Consider the following 21,702-nt stretch of genomic DNA (forward strand, 5'->3'; position numbering starts at 1 on the left):
TATTTCATTCGTGACTCAGTTAGCCCTTTTCGATTTAGACCACACTCTTTTGCCCTGCGATAGCGATTACGAATGGGGTCAATTTTTGGCTCGCATTGGAGTTGTGGGTAGCGAATACTACGCACGACAAAACGAACGCTTTTATCAAGACTACAAAGATGGCAAGCTCGATATTCATGAATTTTTACGCTTTGCCTTAAAACCACTTTCAGAGCATTCTCGCGCGCAATTGAAAGAATGGCATGACGCATTTATGAAAGAAGTGATTAACGGTCAGATCCGACAAAAGTCGATTGATCTTGTAAAGCGTCACCAGGATGCTGGAGATCTTTGCTGCGTCATTACCGCTACCAACAGTTTTGTTACGCGCCCCATTGTTGAGGGTTTTGGCATTGAGCATCTAATTGCTACAGAACCTGCTACCGCAAATAACGAACCCTTAGCTAACTATACCGGCCAAGTCAAAGGTATTCCGAATTTTCGCGAAGGCAAGATTCAGAATTTGCATGACTGGCTTTCATCTCAACAGTTGTCTTTAGATACTTTGTCTCATAGCTATTTCTATTCTGACTCGATGAACGATCTTCCTTTACTCGAAAAAGTAAGTCATCCTGTTGCCACCAATCCAGATGATCGCCTTCGCAACGAAGCCAAGCAGCGTAACTGGCCCATTCTTGAATTGTTTGCATGATCACTAAATTTATTAAACGTATTTTGCGGCGCGACCCCATGGTCAAGCACACTCAGGCCAATAACACTGGCGCTCCAAAACGTATTCCAAAAAAAGCACATCGTATTGATCCTCACTTGCTCTCGAAGAACGCAGTAAAGGTGACACATACATTGCAGCAAGCTGGCTATGAGGCATTTATTGTTGGGGGCGCAGTTAGAGATCTTGCCCTAGGCATCAGCCCAAAAGATTTTGACGTTGCAACCAATGCAACGCCAGATCAAGTACAAAGACTTTTTCGTAAAGCGCGCCTAATTGGTCGCCGCTTTCAGATTGTGCATGTCACCTTTTTTGGTAAAGGTCACCCTGAAATCATTGAGGTATCGACCTTTAGAGCCCTATTGGATAATGCCGGAGATCATGTGGCTGAGAGTGGCCGGATCCTACGAGATAACGTCTGGGGCTCTCAAGGCGAGGATGCTGCAAGGCGTGATTTCACAATCAATGCGATGTATTACGACCCTTCTTCCGAAACCGTTCTTGACTATCACGGTGGAATGGCTGATATGCAAAAGAAGACCTTACGCATGATTGGTGATCCGGCAAAGCGCTATCGCGAAGATCCCGTTCGCATGCTTAGGGCAGTTCGCTTTGCAGCCAAAACTGGCTTTGAACTAGACAGTGCTACACGTGCACCCATTGCAAAGTTGGGCACACTCTTAAATGATGTGCCTTCAGCCAGACTTTTTGATGAAATCCTAAAGCTCTTAATGTCAGGCTACTCCTGGTCAGCAATCCAGGGACTAAAAGATGCCGGTCTGCACCACGGTCTACTCCCGCTACTAGATCACATCCTGGATAAGGGTGAAGAGTCTAAGGGGGCTAACAACTTTGTAAAACTTGCTTTAGCCAATACTGATGATCGCATCCAATCTGGCAAAAGTGTTTCTGCTGGATTTTTATTTGCCACCCTACTTTGGCCTGACTTACTGAAGAATTGGAAAGCCAATTCTGCCAAAGGAATGGCTAATATTCCCGCTTTGCAAGATGCGATGGATGACACGATTGCAACGCAAAGTAGTGGCATGACCATTCAACGTCGCTTTGAAAGCGATATGCGCGAGATTTGGTCAATGCAGCCCCGCTTTGAGAGACGCGTAGGTCGTTTTCCCTTTCGCTTGATCGAATCCCCTCGTTTTAGAGCGGGTTATGACTTCATGTTGCTACGCTGTGAAACTGGAGAGCTAAATCCAGAGATTGGCCAATGGTGGACAGACTTTATTGCAGCAGACCCCGCAAGACAAGACGAGCTAATGGTTAGCGCCAAAAATGAATCCGGCAACAGCCCAAGCCCTGCCAAAAGACGGCGCCGTAGAAAGCCAAAATCAGCAGTGCCCCCAGAGAGTGCGGCAAGCTAAGCAGACTTAGAGAAAATTCAGTAAAGTAGTTTCATCTCTAGTTTGGAAATTTATGGCACGGGTATATATTGGATTTGGTGGCAATATCGGCGACACGCGTCAGCTTATTACTGATGCCATTGTTTGCTTGGCATTGCGGTCTGAACTACAAATTTTGGCAAAAAGCTGTTTTTACCAAAGCGCTCCTGTTGAGGCTACGGGCGGCGATTACATTAATGCCGTCATTGAAGTTGAAACCGAGTTAAGCCCATATGGTCTTTTGTACGTTTGCCAGGCTATCGAACAAGAATTTGGTCGTGAACGACCATATGCAAACGCTCCTCGGACACTCGACCTCGACATCCTTTCTTTTGAAGGGGTCACTCAAAATGAAACAGAGTTAATGCTTCCGCACCCCAAAATCATTGAGCGCTCTTTTGTACTCCTACCCCTCCTGGAAATAGCGCCTGATCTCTTTTTACCCAACTGGGGTGAACTCAAAGCCTATTTACCTAACGTAGCCCACCAAAGAATAGAGAAACTCCCCTGCAGAAACTGCAATTGCGGAGAAAAAAACGTTTATAGCCAAACGGCTCATTAATTCATTAAACTCTCGCCATGGGTTACTTACAGGGCGACAAGCCAATCACAATTACCAAGCTCCTCGCAATGCATGCTGAGGGCGAAAAGATATCTATGCTCACGGCATATGATTCAACTATGTCAGCGCTTCTAAATCGCTGCGGAGTTGAAACTATTTTGATTGGTGATTCACTGGGTAACGTGATTCAAGGACATTCCAGCACAACACCAGTCACCGTAGAGCAAATGGCGTATCACACCGAATGTGTCGTCCGCGCCAATACTCATGCATTTATCATCGCCGACCTGCCATTTGCGAGCTACGGCGATCCCGTGCAAGCCTTAGAGTCGGCCGCCCATTTGATGCGCGCTGGCGCGGATATGGTGAAGCTCGAAGGCGGAGGTGAATGGCAAGTTGATGTGATTAGTCACTTAGTAGAGCGAAGCGTTCCTGTCTGCGCTCACTTAGGCCTGCTACCACAATCCGTTCATGTCTTAGGCGGCTACAAAGTCCAAGGCAAATCCAAAGATGCCGCTAGCATCATGCTTGAGCAAGCGCTTTCATGCCAGGCAGCTGGTGCTCAAATGGTGGTGTTGGAAGCCATCCCTTCATCACTAGGCGAAAAGATTACAGCAGAACTTCACATTCCAACCATTGGCATAGGTGCTGGGCCAAATTGCTCTGGTCAAGTATTGGTTTTACAAGATATGTTGGGCATTAGCCCTGGTAAGCCACCGAAGTTTGTCAAAAACTTTATGGATGGTCACCACTCTGTTGAAGCAGCTATTAAGGCTTATGTACGCGAAGTGAAGTCCGGGAAATTCCCCGGACCCGAACATGGTTTTGCTGGCTGATTGCTAGCCAGCCCAAGTCCCGCTAATTTTTAGCTAAAGAAACTCTTTACGCCGTCAAACCAACCCTTTTGTTGGGGGCTGTGTTTGTCGCCACCTGACTTTAGACTGTCATCAAACTTTTGCAGCAATTTCTTTTGCTCATCCGTCAGCTTAATCGGCGTTTCCACCAAAACATGCACAAAAAGATCGCCAACCAAGGTGGAGCGTAAGCCTTTAATCCCTTTATGACGTAAGCGGAACGTCTTACCAGTCTGCGTACCCTCTGGAATTGGGAACTCAACGCGCCCGGAGAGAGTTGGAACTTCAATTTCGCCGCCGATAGTAGCTGTCGCAAATGAGATTGGCATTTGTACATGCAAATCGCTGCCATCACGCTCAAACACTTTATGAGGCTGTACGCGCACCTCTACATAGAGATCGCCAGATGGTCCGCCGTTAATGCCAGGCTCGCCATTGCCAACTGAACGAACACGCATACCATCATCGATGCCCGCCGGTATTTTGATCTCCAGTGTTTTTTGTTCTTTATGTTTTCCACTGCCATGGCAAGTTTTACACGGCTTAGGAATGTACTCGCCAGTGCCGCGGCATTTTGGGCATGTTTGTTGCATGGAGAAAAAGCCTTGTTGCACACGCACCTGTCCATGACCATCACAAGTCGTGCAGGTCTCAGCCTTTGACCCAGGCTCAGCGCCAGTACCATGACATGGCTTGCAATTACTCCAGCTAGGTACACGAATTTGAGTTGTATACCCTTCGGCAGCCTGCTCAAGACTGATATCCATGTTGTAACGTAAATCTGCACCTTTGTAGACTTGGGGGCCAGCGTGCCTGCCACCGCCTTGACCAAAGATGTCGCCAAAGATGTCGCCAAAGGCATCGGCAAATCCGCCGCCGCCAAAACCACCCCCACCAAAACCACCACCCATTGATGGGTCAACGCCAGCATGTCCATACTGATCGTATGCAGCACGCTTATTAGGGTCTGTTAGGGTTTCGTAGGCTTCTTTTACTTCTTTAAATTGGGCTTCAGCCGTTTTGCTATCGGGGTTGCGATCTGGGTGATGTTTCATCGCCATCTTGCGATAAGCCTTTTTCAACTCATCATCACTGGCACCTTTTGCTACACCAAGTACTTCATAAAAATCGCGTTTACTTTTAGGCACGGCCTATTCCTCTCAACAACCTGAATGACACAAGTCGGCACGAGGCCGACTTGTTGTTTAAGTACATCAAAACTACGTTAACGAATATCTGATTTCAGAATTACTTCTTGTCATCAACCTCTTTAAAGTCAGCATCCACAACATCTGCGTCAGGAGCAGTACCAGGAGCTGCGCCACCAGGAGCGGCACCTGCAGCAGCGCCACCAGCTTTAGCTTGTTCAGCAGCCATGACTTTTTCGCCTAGCTTCTGACTTGCCTTACCCAAAGCTTCTGTTTTTGCTTCAATCGCTTCTTTATCACTACCTTTGATTGCTTCGTCTAAGTCTTTAAGGGCTGCTTCAATCGCCTCTTTTTCGGAAGCTTCTAAGCTAGCACCATGCTCTTCAAGAGCCTTCTTGGTGGAGTGAGCTAAGGCATCCGCAGTGTTGCGTGCAGTGACCAGCTCAAGCGCTTTTTTATCTTCAGCAGCGTTGGCTTCAGCATCTTTAACCATCCGTTGAATTTCTTCTTCGGTTAAGCCTGAGTTTGCCTTGATCGTGATCTTGTTCTCTTTACCAGTGGTTTTATCTTTTGCTGTTACATGCAAAATGCCGTTGGCATCAATGTCGAAGGTCACTTCAATTTGTGGCATACCACGTTGCGCTGGAGCAATACCTTCAAGATTAAATTCACCGAGCAACTTGTTTGCAGCGGCCATCTCACGCTCACCTTGGAAGCACTTGATCGTTACGGCCGGCTGATTATCTTCAGCAGTGGAATAAACCTGTGAATGCTTGGTTGGAATCGTTGTGTTCTTTGGAATCATCTTGGTCATTACACCACCAAGAGTTTCGATACCCAATGACAATGGGGTAACGTCCAAGAGCAATACGTCTTTACGATCGCCAGACAGCACAGAACCCTGAATTGCGGCACCAACAGCAACCGCTTCATCTGGATTAACGTCTTTGCGTGGTTCTTTTCCAAAGATTTCTTTTACTTTATCTTGAACCGCAGGCATACGAGTTTGACCACCGACCAAAATTACGTCGTCAATGTCAGCCACGTTCACGCCAGCATCTTTAATCGCAGTCAAGCAAGGGCCAGCTGTACGGTTGATTAACTCTTCAACCAAAGACTCTAATTTGGCACGGGTTAACTTCAAGTTCAAATGCTTAGGACCGCTAGCGTCAGCTGTCACATATGGCAAATTAATTTCGGTTTGTTGCGCAGATGACAATTCGATCTTGGCTTTTTCTGCGGCGTCTTTCAAACGCTGCAATGCCAAAACGTCTTTACTCAAGTCAACGCCTTGTTCCTTCTTGAACTCGGCAATGATCCAATCAATGATGCGTTGGTCAAAGTCTTCGCCACCCAGGAATGTGTCGCCGTTGGTAGAGAGCACTTCAAACTGCTTCTCACCGTCAACGTTAGCAATCTCAATAATGGATACGTCGAATGTACCGCCGCCCAAGTCATACACAGCAATCTTGCGATCCACTTTGTCTTGTTTGTCTAAGCCGAATGCCAATGCAGCAGCTGTTGGCTCATTAATGATGCGCTTGACATCTAAGCCAGCGATACGACCAGCATCTTTAGTAGCTTGACGTTGGCTGTCATTGAAGTAAGCAGGAACAGTAATCACTGCTTCAGTCACTTCTTCGCCGAGATAGTCTTCAGCGGTTTTTTTCATTTTGCGCAAAATTTCAGCGGACACTTGTTGTGGCGCCATTTTCTTGTCGCGTGCTTCAACCCAAGCATCACCATTATCAGCAGCAATAATTGAATAAGGCATCAAGCCGATGTCTTTTTGCACTTCAGGATCAGTAAATTTACGGCCCATCAAACGCTTCACGGCGTAGATGGTGTTTTTAGGATTTGTTACTGACTGACGCTTTGCAGGCGCACCAACCAATACTTCACCATCTTCAACATAGGCGATGATGGATGGAGTTGTGCGACCGCCTTCGGCATTCTCGACGACCTTAGGTGCATTGTTTTCAACGACTGAAACACATGAATTTGTGGTTCCTAAGTCAATTCCGATAATCTTTCCCATAATTGCTCCAAAAAATTAAGTTGCTTTGTTTTACTAATGAATATTTCGATACCCAGTAAATGGGGTCTAAAAAGGGGATTTCAAGGGGATAAATAGCAAAAAAGGCAGAAATCTGCCTTTTTTATGCCTTTTTGGAGCTTTCCCCTTACTTTTTAGCTTACTTTGGGGCACTAACCGTTACCAAAGCTGGTCTCAGAACCCGGTCGGCAACGGTATAGCCCCTCTGAAGCACCGACACCACGGTGTTGGAATCTTGCTCAGAAGGAACTGAAGCGATTGCCTGGTGGTGGTGAGGGTCAAATTTATCCCCAATCGTAGGGTTAATTTCAGTCATGCGACCTTTCTCAAAGGCGGATAGCAACTGCTTGAGAGTAATTTCTAAGCCCTCTTTAAAGGCTTTGGCATCACCGGCATCTGTGCTCAATGCTGCATAGAGACTATCCGTAACCGGCACTAAATGCTCTGCAAAGCTTTCAATTGCAAACTTATGCGCTTTGGCAATATCTTCAACAGCACGACGGCGAATATTTTCCCCTTCTGCTTTTGCGCGCAAGAAATTATCTTGTAACTCGCCAATCTTTTGATTGAGTTCATCAATCTCTTGTTCTGGTGTTTTAACAGCAGTGGGATCAGCGGCTGCCGCTTCATTCACCTGAGAATCTGCAGAAGCATTTTCTTGCTCTGGGGACGGGTTTTGATTTTCTTGTGTCATGGACGCTATTTTACTTTTCTATAAAGATGGCTATTAGTTTGTAATATGGGGTCAATTGTTTCGATTTCAAGACTTCGTTCTTTCGGCTAGCTCAGCCCTTTCATTGCGCTTCGCCAATTCAATATCAGACTCCACCCCTAAGGACCAGCCCTGCAAATGATGGTGGGCGATTTGGCTGAGAGCCTCAATCCACTTGGGGTTACTGTTTAAGCAAGGAATATAGCGATAGTCTTTACCGCCATGTTCCAAAAAGATTTCACGGGCTTCCATAGCAATCTCTTCCAGTGTTTCCAAGCAATCAGCCGGAAATCCTGGGCAGAAAATATCGATCCGTTCGCAACCTTCCTTAGCCAATTTTTCAATGGTGGGGGCTGTATAGGGTTTTAACCATTCGGCCTTACCAAAGCGAGATTGAAAGGTCACAATATATTGACCGGGCTCTAAGCCTAAAGATTCGCCGAGTAAACGACCAGTCTTCAAGCACTCGCAGTGATAGGGGTCACCCTTCATTAAATTGCGTTTTGGCAAGCCATGAAAAGACATCACAAAGCGATCACCTTTTGCAAAATCGGGTCGCCCATCCACATCCCAACTCGACAATACCTGATCTCTTAATGCATAAATATAGGCAGGGTTGTCGTGATAGTGCTTAACTAAACGCAACTCAGGTTGATCGCGCCAAGTGCTGAAGATACGAAATACTTCATCAAAGCTAGATGCTGTTGTAGTAGCTGAGTATTGGGGATATAAAGGTATTAGTAATAAACGCTCCATGCCCTGCGCCTTCAGGCTCTCAAGGACTGACTGGGTAGATGGCTCACCATACCGCATCGCCAAGTCAACTAAGACTGTATGGCCCTCATTCGCAAATTTCTCACCCAACTCTTTTGCTTGCAAGCGTGAGTAATGCATTAATGGTGAACCTAATTTTGGCAACCAGATAGAGGCGTATTTTTTTGCAGAAGCACTGCTTCGAATGGGCAAAATAATGCCATTCAAAATGCACCACCAAATAATGCGAGGAATTTCTACTACACGTGGATCAGAGAGAAATTCTTTTAAATAAGCGCGCACCGCTTTGGATGTCGGAGCCGATGGTGTCCCCAAGTTCAATAGTAAGACTGCAGTTTTGGAAGCGCGTAGATGCGGGTTCTGATTCAAGATGTTCTGTCTCTAGTAATGAGTTATAAATAAATAAGGGTTTGGGTTAGGAACTTAAAGCACCTGATAATAATTTTGAGGTTATATCCACAATGGGTATAACTCGGTCATACGCCATCCGCGTCGGCCCAATAACGCCAAGCGTCCCCACCACCTGACCATCAACGCTATACGGGGCGCTAATGACGGCAAGATCCTCATAAGGCAATAAGTCACTCTCACCGCCAATAAAGATTTGAATACCATCGGCATGACTTGATACATCAAGTAATTGCATGAGTACTGATTTCTGCTCCAACATATCGAACATCTTGCGCAACTTATCCAAGTTAGAGCTTAAGTCTCCGACATTGAGCAATCGTCGCTCGCCCGAGAGCACCATGTCACCGCGACCCATATCGTAATCAGCTACTCCCGTTTGCAAAGCTAAAGCCATCAAGCCGGAGATATCTGCACGCAAATTATCTAAATCGGATTTCAGATGCATGCGCACTTGATCAAAGCTTTTGCCAGCAAATTGGGCGTTAATAAAGTTACCCGCCTCAATGAGTTGACTGGGGGTGTAATCCTGGGTTGTAGGCAATATCCGATTTTGCACATCGCCTTCTGGTGTAACCATGATGAGCAATATCTTGCCTTCACCCAAACGCAAAAACTCAATATGTTTGAAAACCTGAGCTCGCTTAGGTGTCATTACCACCCCTGCAAAGTGGGTTAGGTTGGACAAAATCTGTGCTGCCGAGTTGAGAACCCTTTGTGGCGAATCAGGCAAAAGGCCTTTTTCAACCTCTCGAGCTGCCATCGCCTCCAATGGGCGGACAGTCACCATCGTATCCACAAAGAGGCGATAGCCCCTTGGGGTTGGGATGCGGCCAGCAGAAGTATGGGGGCTGGTGACCAACCCCATGTCCTCTAAATCCGCCATCACATTGCGGATAGTGGCTGCAGAGAGGTCTAAACCCGAGAATCTAGAGAGCGTACGCGAGCCAATAGGCTGACCCTCCTCGATATAGCGCTCGATGAGGGTTTTTAGTAGTGCGCGGGAACGTTCATCCATGGTGGAAGGGATTTTATGCCTATGGTTTAATCGTTATATGTTAAGCCCATCCCCAAATTCCACCAAGAAGGCATTTAGCCGGATCGCGCTTGTCGGCAAATACCAGGCAGACGGGATCGAGGAACACCTCAAAGATCTGGCAAAACTGCTTAAGGGGCTAGGGTGTGAGGTATTTTTGGAGGCAGCCACGGCAAAGCATGTTGGCTTAAAAGACTTCCCCACCGAAACTGCCGAGAATTTTGCTGGGGCAATCGATTTAGTCGTTGTTCTGGGTGGCGATGGAACAATGTTAGGCATTGGTCGTCAACTCGCAGGCAGTAATGTGCCGCTAGTCGGAATTAATATGGGTCGTCTTGGTTACATGACCGATATCCCCATTCAGTCCGTTCAAGCCACCCTTCCCAAAATTATTGCAGGTGAATACGAAGCCGATACGCGCACTTTGCTCGATGCCGTAGTTCTTCGTGACGGCAAAGAGATCAATCGTGCGTTAGCACTCAATGACGTCGTTGTAAACCGCTCTGGAATTTCTGGAATGGTCGAACTAGCAGTTCACGTCAACGGCTCATTTATGTATAACCAAAGATCCGATGGTTTAATCGTCTCAACCCCTACCGGCTCAACGGCTTACGCACTTTCAGCTGGTGGACCTATTTTGCATCCCCATGTTGCAGGTATTTTGCTAGTGCCCATTGCGCCACACTCGCTTTCTAATCGGCCAATCGTCTTGCCACAAGATAGCGTCACTGTGATTGAAGTGGTTAATGGACTCGAGGTAATTGTGAATTTTGATATGCAATCGCAAACTAACTTGCAAAGCGGTGACAAGATTGAAGTACGTCAATCCGATAAAACAATTGCCCTTTTACACCCCAGCAATCACAGCGACTACAAAACTTTGCGTGAGAAATTGCATTGGAATGAATACCCATCGACTTTCTGATGTCGAGCTTTTTGCTACGCTAATACATGCTTCAAACCATCTCACTTCGTGACTTTGTCATTGTTGACCAGCTAGAGCTAGATTTCTCTAGCGGCTTTACCGTGCTCACCGGCGAAACTGGCGCAGGTAAATCCATTCTGCTTGACGCTCTTGGCTTGGTCCTAGGTGAACGCGCAGATAGCAGCCAAATACGTGAAGGCAGTAACCGCGCAGAAATTTCTGCACTCTTTCGCATTGAACCTGAATTAGTCCAATCTTTTGGTCAATGGCTTGATGAACAAGGGTTCCCTTTGGAAGATGATGGCCAAAGTCTATTACTTAAAAGAACCGTAGAAAGCAGTGGACGAAGTCGGGCCTTTATTAATGGCAGTGTTGCGACATTGGTGCAATTACGCGAGGCAGGTGACCAATTAGTGGATATTCATGGTCAACATGCCCATCAACTCTTGCTCAAGGGCGGTGCTCAACGGGAGCTTTTAGATCGTCATGCCGGACTATTACCGCTTGCTACTGAAGTAGCGCAGGCATTCAAAATACTTTCGGATTCTCGTCGTCGTCTAGAGCAAGCAGAAAATGCAGGCCAAGATGTGGAACGCGAGCGTGAACGTCTTGAGTGGCAACTAGAGGAGCTTAATGAGCTTGCTCCACAAGAAGGTGAATGGATCAGCATTCAAAGTGAGCATGCACGCTTAGCAAATGGTGCAAAGCTGATTAGTGGCTGCCAAGAGGCAATTGAAATCTTGAGTGATGCCGATAACTCTCTTGAATCTTCACTGTCCAAAGTATGTGCCAATGTTGGCGCACTAGCAGAACATGATCCGGCACTAGTTGACATCAACCAAGCTCTAGAGTCTGCAACCATTCAGCTCGATGAAGCTATTCATGGCCTCAATCGCTACTTACAAAAGATTGACCTTGACCCCGCTAGGCTTGCCCAAGTTGAAGAGCGCATGCAAGCATTGCACAGTACAGCCCGAAAATATCGCGCCGAAGTAGACGAGCTCCCTGCATTACTGCAAAAAACTACTGAGCGACTTGAAGCTTTAACTGCCTCCCAAAATATTGAAGCGCTTAGACAGCAAGTCCAGCAACAGGAAAGTGCTTATTTAAAGCTCGCTAAACAACTCTCACAAAAACGTGAAAAAGCGGCATCTGATCTCGGGAAATTAGTAACAGATGCAATGCAAGATTTATCTATGGCTGGCGGTCGCCTAGAGATTGCTCTAACACCTCTCAATGAAGGTGGTTCCCACGGTCTTGAGCAAATTGAGTTCCTAGTTGCAGGCCATGCCGGTAGTACCCCACGGTCACTAGCAAAAGTAGCATCAGGCGGTGAGTTAGCGCGTATTAGCTTAGCAATCAGCGTCATCACTAGCAAAGCCTCATTTACACCAACTCTCATATTTGATGAAGTGGATGCAGGTATTGGAGGTGCAGTGGCTGAAACAGTTGGCAAGCTCTTGCATCAATTGGGTCAATCGCACCAAATATTATGTGTGACTCATTTACCTCAGGTTGCTGCCCAAGGCAATCATCACCTCAAAGTTAGCAAGTCACAAAGTGGTGAAAAGACTGTTTCGCAAGTGCAGATCTTAGGCAGAGCCGAACGAGTTGAAGAAGTAGCGCGCATGCTTGGTGGCGCCACCATTACCGACACCACACGCCGTCATGCTCGTGAGTTGCTAGAGCAAAACTAGGCCCTGCCTCCTAATCGCTATTAGAAGGTGCCTTGAATATCTCCAGCCATAGCGCTTGCACTGCGTCTCTTGCAGCAATCAGTTCAGGCTCATTCTCTAAATGAATGCGGGTTTTCTCAGCACCATCCAAACGCAAACGATGTTGACGAGACCTCATTAAGCGATAGGCATCTCCCACAGAATGGGCGGCTTGCTCGGTAATTAAGCCTACATCACCAGCGATACGTAACAAAGCAATATTACCCAGATTACCAATCAGTTGAGAATGCTGATGGGCATATGCTAAGACTAGAAACTGGACAATAAATTCAATATCGACCATGCCGCCTGCATCATGCTTTAAGTCAAATTCGACGTTGGCATTGGGATGACCCGCATGCACCTTGCGACGCATTTCTAGAATCTCAAGTCGCAGCTGATCAACATCTCGCGGCTGACTTAATACCTCTGAGCGAACGGAATCGAAAAAGGCTTCCACAGCCACACTTCCAGCAGAGAAACGAGCCCGGGTTAGCGCTTGATGCTCCCATACCCAGGCGGCGTTATCACCTTCACGCAGTTGATATTTTTTAAAGGCCTCCGCGTTCGTAACTAAGAATCCAGCAGAGCCATTCGGACGGAGGCGGGTGTCAATTTCGAACAAACTACCTGTTGAGGTAAATGCAGTGAGCCAATTAATCATCCGTTTTGCAAGCAAGGCATAGATTTCCTGCGCAGCATAATCAGACTCATCTGCCTGATATAAAAATATGATGTCCAAGTCAGAGGCATAGCCCAATTCCTTACCGCCTAACTTGCCATAAGAAATAATGGCAAAAGGTGGATTCGCATCAGCGGGAAGATCAAATTTTTTGGCGACGCTTGGCCAAACACGCTCAAAGGTAGCCTGCAAAATTAAATCTGCCAGAGCAGATAAATGATCGCTCACACGCTCTACCGGTAAGGCTTTTTGTATACCGATACCTAGATCGGTCAATAACGTAATAAAAGTTTCGTTGTGATGGGTGACTCGCAAAATATCCATTGCCTGCTCAGAACCATCACCCTGAGCCATCACGTCATCAAGTTGCATATTGAGATTTGAACGCACCTCTGACCAATATTTTTCTGGATCCTCAATTAACGCCCTCTCTGATTGAGCGTTCAACAAATGATCCAATAAATGGGGGTGACGCGTGAGATATAAAGCACCCCATTGCGAGGCCTTGAGTAAATCCAGAACATTAGAAAGGGCTCTAGGGTACTCCGACAAAATGGCAAGATAGGCACTACGTCTTGCAATTGCTTCAAGCAAGTCAAAAAAACGTAACAGCGTTTTATCAGCATGCGCAGGAGATGCACTTTCAATCTGCAAACTCTCTGCTGCCTTACACATTAAGTTATCAAAAATTAACCGGCTTTTTTGCGGCAATAATTTTTGTTTAGGGCTATCAATCCACGCCCGCCAACGAACATGGGAATCAGGAAAAAATGTCTGGTCGGGCGCCCAGTCTAGAGATAGAGGCGCCATCTCCAGACGGGCACCATCATCTAATAAAAACGCTTTTTCAAATAACTGCGCAACATTATTTTGATGGCGCTCTAATTCGGCCATAAAAGTATCTACCTGGGAATTTTGTCCCTGCATCGAAATCGCCAAACGTGAGCGTGCTGCTCCATCCTCTGGAAGATAGTGGGTCTGCTGGTCATCCCACACTTGAATACGATGCTCTAAGCGTCTTAAGTAAACATAAGCTGCTTGCAAGACCTCGACTTCGTGAGCAGGCAAAATGCCACACTGCTTAATCAGCTCTAGGACCTCTAAACTTGGTCGCACTCTAAAGCGGGGATCCGTACCACCTCGCATCAGTTGAAACATTTGTGCCAGAAACTCAATCTCCCGAATGCCGCCGCGCCCCAATTTAATATCTCTTGATCGACCTTGATGACCCGAGGATCTCTTTTCAGCTTCCGCCTGAATCTGCGCGTGTAAATCACGAATGGAGGCAATCACACCGTAATCCAAATGTCGGCGATATACAAAGGGTCGAATAAGTTGATCAAGCTCTTTTTGACAGTACGCAAAATCGGGAGATTCTGGTAATGGTGCAATTAATCTACCTTTAATCCAGGCGTAACGCTCCCACTCCCTGCCCTGCACCATGAGATATTCTTCCAACATATCTAGACTGCACACTAACGGTCCAGAATCCCCATTAGGACGAAGACGCATATCCACCCTAAATACAAAACCATTGGCATCGTGCTCAGCAAGCAACTTAATCAACCGTTTACCCATGCGAGTAAACCACTCGTGATTAGACAAACTCTTAGGACCACCAGTAGTCTCGCCCTCATGCTCGTATAGAAAAATTAAATCAATATCTGACGAGAGGTTTAACTCAAGGCCGCCTAATTTACCCATCCCGACGACCATCAGAGGCATCTCAGATTGTGTTGAACTACTCCAAGGCAGGCCAAAACGATTTTTGAGATCTTCACGGATAAAAGCAATCGAAGCAGAAACTGCTAATTCAGCAAAATGGCTAAGTGCTTGGGTAACCTCTTGGAGGTCAGCCATACCATTTAAGTCTCGAAATGCCACCCATAGCATCAGACGCTGCCTTGCCAAGCGGAGATTGGCCATCCATAGAGCCTCATCTTGCTCATGGGCTAGGCAATCGACACCACAGTCTTTTAATAAATCTCTAATACCCTGAGAATCGACTTTTATCTGCCCCTGCATACGAAGCCATTCAAGCCATTCGGGGCGAGCACTTAGCCAGCGTCGCGCATAGGTCGAGTGTTGCTCTAAAAAATCGATTTGTCGGGAAAAATCATCCATTCCCCCATCTTAATCCGACCCCAAGACTCAAGCCAGAAGCTTGGCGATCAAGCTAAGCCTGACGGATAATAGAGCTCATGCTGCAAAAGTTCATCCCGCCTCGCCTCAAGAGCGTGCTTGCTAAACGTCCTCAAGGTTCGAGTGGGGCTTGGCGTAAGCGTGCCCTGATTTTGGCCGGTATTGTTGCGGCAGTATTTGTGCTCGGACATATTGGAGTTCGTTTTGTACTTTGGCCTCAAATTGAGAAATCCAAAGCCTCGGTTGAAAAACTGATCAGCGCTCGAATTGGCGCTGAAGTTTCGATGGACTCTCTCCAAGTTTCGTGGACAGGGATGAGGCCTAATTTTGAAATTGAAGGTTTACGCTTCAACGGTCCAGATAAATCACAGCCATACTTATTTGTTCAGAAAATTAATGGTCAGTTAAGTTGGGCATCTTTTTATCACCTTGCGCCGTATTTTTATGAACTCAATATTACAAATGCTGAAATTTTTTCGCAACGTAATAAGAAAGGCATCGTTACCGTTGCCGGCGTTTCGATTGATGGAAATTCGAATGACTATTCTGCAGAGAATTGGCTCTTCGCTCAAAATGAAATTCACATCAGCAATGTCAAACTATTTTGGGATGATCAACTCAAGAAAAAAGCAATCACGACAATCGATATTCAAAGTCTTTCTCTTAGCAATGGCATTCGCAGTCACCAGGGCTCGCTAAGCGCCGTCACGCCTTGGACCAAAGGTCCGCTCACACTTGATATTGATTTAGTTCATCATATCGGCGGCCAAGCTGGTAATTGGCGTAACTGGATTGGAACAATTTCCTGGAATTTAAATGAACTCCAGCTTAGTCAAATAGCCAGTGAGTTTTCCCTCACACTAAATACTCTTGAGGGAGTCCTGAACTCCAATGGAAAACTAAAAATTGACAACGGCAAGCCTGATGGCGGAGAAATTAATCTCGCCGCTGATAACTTAACCATCCAGTTATCTAAAGATGAAGATGCCATTGCACTTGGAAGATTAGAAACCAATCTAGTTCAAGAAACTGACAGTGGCTTGATCTCCGTTACAACCAAGACTTTTGCGTGGCGCGATATCGATAGTCCAAAATCTACCCCACTAGAACATTTGAGTCCAATGACTTTCCGTTGGAGACCCCCTGCTGGAGATGGGGAAATTAAAGAGTTTGGTTTTTCATCGCCAAAGATACTGGTTGAAGATGTTGCCTTATTTGCCCTTAATCTTCCGTTATCCAAAAAAGTACACCAGTGGATTAAGGCCTCGAAAGCAGATGGTGAATTACAAGATTTAGATATTAATTGGGCGGAAAGTAAATCACCTTTATCGGCCCTCAATATTCCTGGTGGCTGGTTTAAGACAAACAAACTAGACTTTACTGTAAGCGCCAAACTCATTGATTTGAGCTTTATTGGCATCAATAAATCAATGCCTTCTGTATCAAAGCTTTCAGGCTTCCTCACTGCCGACCAAAGCAAGGGCAGCTTCTCAATTGCATCAAATGATCTCGAAGTTGAGGTGAACGACTTGTTGGTGGACCCCAAAATAAAACTGGACAAAGCCAGCGGTCAAATTTCTTGGTCGAAGCAAAAAGGAAATTGGGTCATTAATGCAAAACGGTTAGCTCTTAGTAACCCCGATATATCAACAACGCTCAATCTAAATTACATCATTGGCGAAGCTAAAAAGCCTGACTACATGACTCTAGATATGGATTTTAGTCAGGCCAATCTTAAAACTGCCTATCGTTATTTGCCGATTGGCATGGGAAGTGATGCCAAGACCTATTTAAGTAAAGCCTTTGATGCAGGCAGTATTCAAAAAGGTAGCCTGCATATTCAAGGAGATCCCAATGAAGTGCCCTTCCCCAAATCGAGTACTGCAGACTTCACCCTCAAGCTCCCGATTACTGGCGCTACTTTCAGTCCAGTGCCTGCCTCATCAGCTGCGCAAGGTGTTTGGCCCGCCTTCAATAAGGTGAATGGCGTCGTTAACATGAAGAATGCCAACTTCACAGTAGATATCGATCAAGCAAACTACAAACAAGTTGCTCTCAGTAAATTTCATGCAGAAATTCCGAGTGTTATTGCAAAGCAATTAATACTGACAGTCAATGGCGAAGCGCAAGGTGATGCACCGCAACTGCTGGACTATTTATTTGCCTCGCCTGTTGGCAAGAAGCAGATTGAACTTGAGAAGAATCTCAAAATAACGGGGCCAACCAACTTAAGTTTGGACTTAAAGATTCCACTGACCGGTAGTGGAGATACCAACGCAGATGTTCAATTAAGCTTTCCTGGTAACAGAGTGCAATGGGCTGACTTACCACCCTTTGAGAATCTCAAGGGAATGATACGAATTACTGAGGTTAATCCGGAATTTGAAAATATCACTGCTAATTTTCTTGGTGGTGCCATCAAAATTTCAAGCACAGCACCCAACCAAAAGGGCCAAAGCTATAACATCTCGGGGGATGTTTCAGCAAGCTTTATCAAAGACTACTTTGCTAGCGATAGTGCCGTACAAGCATTTCCAATATTGCAGGCATTGAGCGGAGTAGCTAAATATGATGGCATTATTAACTTCAACAAAGGGAATAGCGAAACCAATCTGAAAATTGATATGCGGAACTGGGGTAGTACTGCCCCTGCGCCTGCTAAAAAGCAGATTGGCACAGCAATGTCAGGCCAGCTTAATCTCAAAACTTTTGCTAAAACCAAAACTAGTTCAAGCCGTTTCTCTTGGGATGGAAAAATAGGGGATGCCTACTTTATTCAGGGTGAAATAGCGAGCGACGATACCATTCGTCATGCTGTTGGCATTGGAACGCCCGCGATTCCACCTCAACAAGGCTTTCAGCTTAACCTTGTAAGTAATGAGCTGAACTTAGATGTCTGGCAAGAATTTTTGAGTCATCAAAATAGAAAAAAATCTGCGCCTAGCTCTAGCTCTATCTCCAACAATACAAATAGCATTCAAGTTTCGGCGCAAGTTAAGCAATTAACATTATCTGATCGCATTTGGCAGGACTTAAATCTGGTGGCAACCAATAAAAATGCCGCTTGGCAATTGCGCTTAAGAGGATCCCCTCAGATTACCGGCAATATTCAATATCAACCCGCCAATCAATCTCAAGTTAGCAGCCTTATCAGCGGGCGACTTGCGCGCCTCAAAGTTCCTGAATCAATCATTGCCCCGCCTCCTACGCAGCAGGATCAAAAAAATCCAGCCAGTAAAAATACACTTGAGCCAGGCTCTATACCTAGTATTGATTTAACTATTGACGACTTTGATTGGAAAAAAGCGCAACTTGGTCAGGTAAAAATTAAAACTAATACCACTGGCAATGCTATCAATATAGATTCCATTCAATTTAGCAGCCCACAGGGCAGCTCAATCATTAATGGCCGTTGGGTTGGTGACACATCCAATACGCCTGCCCACACAAACTTAAATGTTGATTTGGAGATTAAGGATGCTGGCCAGATTATTGGTCATTGGACCAATCAAAAGTCAGTGGAAGGTGGGCAAGGAAAATTAACTGTGAATGCCGAGTGGGACGGATCTCCGTTTGATCCAAAATATGACACCCTTGCAGGCAAAGCAAATCTGAATCTAGAAAAAGGGCGCCTTCTAGAAGTGAATACCAGTAGCGCAAAACTACTCGATGTTCTGAGCTTACAAAGCTTGTTTCGATTTGCCACGTTTGACCTAAAAGGAAGTCTAGGAAATATTGTTACTAAAGGCACTCCATTTAATACTATTGATGCCTCTTTTGATATGAATGCCGGCATAGCCCAAACCAAGCAATTCACGATGGGTCTAGATCAAGCAAGGGTAGCTATGACAGGACAAATCAACATTCCCAAGCAAACACAAGATTTGCGGGTCACTATTTTTCCGACAATTGATGCAACAGCGGGCTCTTTAGCTGCGTTTGCTATTAACCCTATAGTAGGGCTTGGTGCATTAGTTGGACAGTACTTGATTACCAGCCAGATCAATCGCAACTTTCAATCTGACTATCTAGTACAGGGATCTTGGGATAACCCGGAAGTGATCCCACTTGATCAGAAGGGTCAACCAATCGATAGCAAAACTATTGATACGATTCGTAGCAAGGAGTTGCTAAAAGAGCAAAACAAGCCAAGCAGCAACACCACAGGACCACAAAACAATCCGAGCAATCCAAGCAGTCCCAATAAAACCGCCAACTAACACTAGCGAATACAGCATGAGCACATCAGCAAGTAATGCAGAACTTAAGGTTGCCTCCATCCAGATGGTCTCTACTCCTGATTTGCAGGAGAACTTATCTACCGCAAGTAGACTCATCGCTACTGCCGCTGCAGATGGTGCTCAGCTAGCTGTTTTGCCAGAGTATTTTTGCTTAATGGGCCTTAAAGATAAGGATAAGGTGCGCGCAAGAGAAAGCGCTGGAAGTGGGCCCATTCAAGAACACCTTTCCCAAATTGCTCAAGAAAATAATCTTTATTTAGTTGCTGGCACGATTCCACTGGAAGCGAAAGACCCCAATAAGGTGCTTAATACAACTCTTGTATTTAATCCTGCCGGTCAGCAGATTACTCGTTACGACAAAATCCATTTATTTGGCTTTCAAACAAGCACTGAGCGCTATCAAGAGTCCGAAACAATTGAAGCTGGCAATGCGCCGGGTCTTTTAAAGATTTCAATTAACGGGAGTGATTGGACGTTTGGTTTGAGCATTTGTTATGACTTACGCTTCCCAGAACTCTATCGCGCCCTAGGCCAAGTGGACTGCCATATCATTCCCGCTGCGTTTACCTACACCACTGGCAAAGATCATTGGGAGATCTTGCTACGCGCCCGAGCCATTGAAAATCAATGCTATGTTTTGGCATCTGCCCAAGGGGGAATGCATCAAAATCAACGTCGTACTTGGGGTAACAGCATGCTGATTGATCCTTGGGGCGATATTATGGCCAACCTCCCCGAGGGAGAGGGCTTTATTTCTGGGGTTTTGTGCAAAGATAAATTAAACGAGGTACGCTCTAAGTTACCCGCACTTACACATCGCAAGCTTTAAAGAAAGATCTGCTGAATCACATGAATGCACCAGAAGCACTATTTCCCGCTAATTGGACCAAAGCCAAAAAGCAAGCAGACCTCATTAAATTAGCCAAATCTATCTTGCTTGAGCCAACTGGTCTATCAGAACAAGATCTGCATCACACCTTTGGAAATCTATTTACCCATCGCCTCGATGATGCAGACCTTTATTTCCAGCATACTCGCAGCGAAAGTTGGAGTCTGGAAGAGGGAATCGTTAAATCAGGTAGTTTTAATATTGACCAAGGTGTTGGCGTACGCGCCATCTATGGCGATAAGACTGCCTTTGCCTACTCAGATGAAATTAACTTAGAAGCCCTAAATAAAGCAGCTAAAGCTACTCGAGTAATTGGTCCTGAGGGCGGTAAGCAAGCGGTTGCGAGCAAACTATTTAATACCGTATCGAATAAGCTCTATTCAGATATCAACCCTTTAGATTCACTGCAGCCCAAAGAAAAAATTGCGCTACTTGAAAGTATTGAGCGTCGCGCCAAAGCGCGTGATCCGCGCATCATTCAAGTCATGGCAAGTTTAGCTGGGGAGTTTGATGTCGTTTTAGTGGTGCGCGCAGATGGCTTATTGGCTGCTGATGTGCGTCCGCTAGTGCGCGTGTCAGTGCATGTTATTGCCGAACAAAATGGTCGCCGTGAATCAGGATCCTCTGGCGGCGGCGCACGGCATGACTATCTTTACTTCGATAACGAGCTCATTAATCGTTATGTTGATGAAGCGGTTGATGGCGCTTTAGTTAATCTCGAATCTCGCCCTGCGCCTGCAGGCCCAATGACAGTGGTGATGGGGCCTGGGTGGCCTGGCGTTTTGTTGCACGAGGCAGTAGGTCATGGTCTCGAGGGCGACTTTAATCGCAAAGGTTCTTCTGCTTTTGCTGGTCGAATTGGTCAACGGGTAGCAGCCAAGGGTGTCACCGTGGTTGATGACGGCACATTGTCTGGGCGTAGAGGCTCCTTGAATATTGATGATGAAGGTACACCAACGCAATGCACCACCTTAATTGAAGACGGCATTTTGAAGGGCTATATCCAAGATAGCCTGAATGCCCGCCTGATGAATATGCCCCTTACAGGCAATGGTCGCCGTGAAAGTTTTGCTTCTCTACCGATGCCGCGCATGACCAATACCTATATGCTTGCCGGCAAAGATGATCCCCAAGAAATTGTCGCCAGTATTAAGCGCGGCTTATATGCAGTGAATTTTGGGGGTGGCCAAGTGGACATCACTAGCGGCAAATTCGTTTTTTCTGCTTCAGAGGCTTACTGGGTGGAAAACGGCAAAATCCAATATCCCGTTAAAGGCGCCACCATTATTGGTAGTGGACCAGAGTCTCTAAAACAGGTATCCATGATCGGAAATGACCTCAAATTAGACGGTGGTGTGGGGGTTTGCGGCAAGGAAGGGCAAAGCGTTCCGGTCGGGGTTGGACAGCCCACCCTCAGGATTGACAGCCTGACTGTAGGTGGGACTGCCTGAT

At 46.1% G+C, this 21,702-nt stretch carries 15 protein-coding genes; 9 read left to right on the forward strand and 6 right to left on the reverse strand.

Annotation, left to right across the window (positions count from 1 at the left end):
• Positions 1 to 10: 10 nt before the first annotated feature.
• Genes ICN33_RS02735 through panB form a run of 4 tightly spaced genes read left to right on the forward strand, consistent with a single transcriptional unit; the run spans position 11 to position 3,504 of the window.
• Positions 11 to 691: an HAD-IB family hydrolase gene (locus tag ICN33_RS02735; protein WP_216194321.1), complete on the forward strand. Its 681-nt coding sequence runs from the start codon at positions 11 to 13 to the stop codon at positions 689 to 691.
• Positions 688 to 2,088 carry a polynucleotide adenylyltransferase PcnB gene (pcnB, locus tag ICN33_RS02740; RefSeq protein ID WP_216194323.1) on the forward strand — a complete coding sequence of 467 codons (1,401 nt, stop codon included), beginning with the start codon at positions 688 to 690 and terminating at the stop codon, positions 2,086 to 2,088. The genes ICN33_RS02735 and pcnB overlap by 4 nt, the downstream gene beginning before the upstream one ends.
• Before the next feature lie 52 nt (positions 2,089 to 2,140).
• Complete coding sequence (gene folK, locus ICN33_RS02745; protein ID WP_216194325.1) at positions 2,141 to 2,668, forward strand: 2-amino-4-hydroxy-6-hydroxymethyldihydropteridine diphosphokinase; 528 nt, start codon at positions 2,141 to 2,143, stop codon at positions 2,666 to 2,668.
• A 17-nt stretch (positions 2,669 to 2,685) separates the two neighbouring features.
• On the forward strand, positions 2,686 to 3,504 hold the full coding sequence (panB, locus tag ICN33_RS02750; protein WP_216194327.1) for a 3-methyl-2-oxobutanoate hydroxymethyltransferase: 819 nt from the start codon (positions 2,686 to 2,688) through the stop codon (positions 3,502 to 3,504).
• 29 nt (positions 3,505 to 3,533) lie between these two features.
• On the opposite strand, the gene dnaJ is transcribed toward panB, so the two are convergent.
• The 5 genes from dnaJ to hrcA all read right to left on the reverse strand — a co-directional run bounded on the left by dnaJ (position 3,534) and on the right by hrcA (position 9,638).
• Complete coding sequence (gene dnaJ / locus ICN33_RS02755; RefSeq protein ID WP_216194329.1) at positions 3,534 to 4,670, reverse strand: molecular chaperone DnaJ; 1,137 nt, start codon at positions 4,668 to 4,670, stop codon at positions 3,534 to 3,536.
• Between the two features lie 100 nt (positions 4,671 to 4,770).
• A complete protein-coding gene (dnaK, locus tag ICN33_RS02760; protein WP_216194330.1) occupies positions 4,771 to 6,708 on the reverse strand; it encodes a molecular chaperone DnaK in 1,938 nt (645 codons plus the stop codon).
• A 157-nt stretch (positions 6,709 to 6,865) separates the two neighbouring features.
• Positions 6,866 to 7,420: a nucleotide exchange factor GrpE gene (gene grpE / locus ICN33_RS02765; protein ID WP_216194332.1), complete on the reverse strand. Its 555-nt coding sequence runs from the start codon at positions 7,418 to 7,420 to the stop codon at positions 6,866 to 6,868.
• Positions 7,421 to 7,486: 66 nt separating this feature from the next.
• Positions 7,487 to 8,581: a ferrochelatase gene (gene hemH / locus ICN33_RS02770; protein ID WP_216194335.1), complete on the reverse strand. Its 1,095-nt coding sequence runs from the start codon at positions 8,579 to 8,581 to the stop codon at positions 7,487 to 7,489.
• Positions 8,582 to 8,627: 46 nt separating this feature from the next.
• Positions 8,628 to 9,638 (reverse strand): heat-inducible transcriptional repressor HrcA, encoded by a 1,011-nt coding sequence (gene hrcA, locus ICN33_RS02775; RefSeq protein WP_216188667.1) that lies wholly within the window; start codon positions 9,636 to 9,638, stop codon positions 8,628 to 8,630.
• 37 nt (positions 9,639 to 9,675) lie between these two features.
• Between hrcA and ICN33_RS02780 the strand changes: the two genes are divergently transcribed.
• Together ICN33_RS02780 and recN are read left to right on the forward strand one after the other, a co-directional pair.
• Positions 9,676 to 10,581, forward strand: coding sequence for an NAD kinase (locus tag ICN33_RS02780; RefSeq protein ID WP_216194338.1), 906 nt, complete (start codon positions 9,676 to 9,678; stop codon positions 10,579 to 10,581).
• Between the two features lie 26 nt (positions 10,582 to 10,607).
• Positions 10,608 to 12,278 (forward strand): DNA repair protein RecN, encoded by a 1,671-nt coding sequence (recN, locus tag ICN33_RS02785; RefSeq protein ID WP_216194340.1) that lies wholly within the window; start codon positions 10,608 to 10,610, stop codon positions 12,276 to 12,278.
• Positions 12,279 to 12,288: 10 nt separating this feature from the next.
• On the opposite strand, the gene glnE is transcribed toward recN, so the two are convergent.
• Positions 12,289 to 15,102, reverse strand: coding sequence for a bifunctional [glutamate--ammonia ligase]-adenylyl-L-tyrosine phosphorylase/[glutamate--ammonia-ligase] adenylyltransferase (gene glnE, locus ICN33_RS02790; RefSeq protein WP_216194342.1), 2,814 nt, complete (start codon positions 15,100 to 15,102; stop codon positions 12,289 to 12,291).
• A 77-nt stretch (positions 15,103 to 15,179) separates the two neighbouring features.
• Here glnE and ICN33_RS02795 point away from each other — a divergent pair, with 77 nt between their 5' ends.
• The 3 genes from ICN33_RS02795 to tldD are packed head-to-tail and all read left to right on the forward strand — an operon-like array spanning position 15,180 to position 21,701.
• Positions 15,180 to 19,340, forward strand: coding sequence for a YhdP family protein (locus tag ICN33_RS02795; protein WP_216194344.1), 4,161 nt, complete (start codon positions 15,180 to 15,182; stop codon positions 19,338 to 19,340).
• 16 nt (positions 19,341 to 19,356) lie between these two features.
• Positions 19,357 to 20,190 (forward strand): carbon-nitrogen hydrolase family protein, encoded by an 834-nt coding sequence (locus ICN33_RS02800; protein WP_216194352.1) that lies wholly within the window; start codon positions 19,357 to 19,359, stop codon positions 20,188 to 20,190.
• Between the two features lie 20 nt (positions 20,191 to 20,210).
• Positions 20,211 to 21,701 carry a metalloprotease TldD gene (gene tldD / locus ICN33_RS02805; protein WP_255530603.1) on the forward strand — a complete coding sequence of 497 codons (1,491 nt, stop codon included), beginning with the start codon at positions 20,211 to 20,213 and terminating at the stop codon, positions 21,699 to 21,701.
• Position 21,702: the final 1 nt, after the last annotated feature.

This window comes from Polynucleobacter sp. UB-Tiil-W10 (assembly GCF_018881605.1).
GTDB lineage: Bacteria > Pseudomonadota > Gammaproteobacteria > Burkholderiales > Burkholderiaceae > Polynucleobacter.

Excerpts from the sequence above, each read along its gene's own strand:
- ICN33_RS02780 (WP_216194338.1), top strand. The coding sequence starts at position 9,676 with ATGTTAAGCCCATCCCCAAATTCCACCAAGAAGGCATTTAGCCGGATC.
- grpE (WP_216194332.1), bottom strand. The coding sequence starts at position 7,420 with ATGACACAAGAAAATCAAAACCCGTCCCCAGAGCAAGAAAATGCTTCT.
- recN (WP_216194340.1), top strand. The coding sequence starts at position 10,608 with ATGCTTCAAACCATCTCACTTCGTGACTTTGTCATTGTTGACCAGCTA.
- hrcA (WP_216188667.1), bottom strand. The coding sequence starts at position 9,638 with ATGGATGAACGTTCCCGCGCACTACTAAAAACCCTCATCGAGCGCTAT.
- dnaK (WP_216194330.1), bottom strand. The coding sequence starts at position 6,708 with ATGGGAAAGATTATCGGAATTGACTTAGGAACCACAAATTCATGTGTT.
- folK (WP_216194325.1), top strand. The coding sequence starts at position 2,141 with ATGGCACGGGTATATATTGGATTTGGTGGCAATATCGGCGACACGCGT.
- ICN33_RS02795 (WP_216194344.1), top strand. The coding sequence starts at position 15,180 with ATGCTGCAAAAGTTCATCCCGCCTCGCCTCAAGAGCGTGCTTGCTAAA.
- ICN33_RS02800 (WP_216194352.1), top strand. The coding sequence starts at position 19,357 with ATGAGCACATCAGCAAGTAATGCAGAACTTAAGGTTGCCTCCATCCAG.
- panB (WP_216194327.1), top strand. The coding sequence starts at position 2,686 with ATGGGTTACTTACAGGGCGACAAGCCAATCACAATTACCAAGCTCCTC.
- glnE (WP_216194342.1), bottom strand. The coding sequence starts at position 15,102 with ATGGATGATTTTTCCCGACAAATCGATTTTTTAGAGCAACACTCGACC.
- pcnB (WP_216194323.1), top strand. The coding sequence starts at position 688 with ATGATCACTAAATTTATTAAACGTATTTTGCGGCGCGACCCCATGGTC.
- tldD (WP_255530603.1), top strand. The coding sequence starts at position 20,211 with ATGAATGCACCAGAAGCACTATTTCCCGCTAATTGGACCAAAGCCAAA.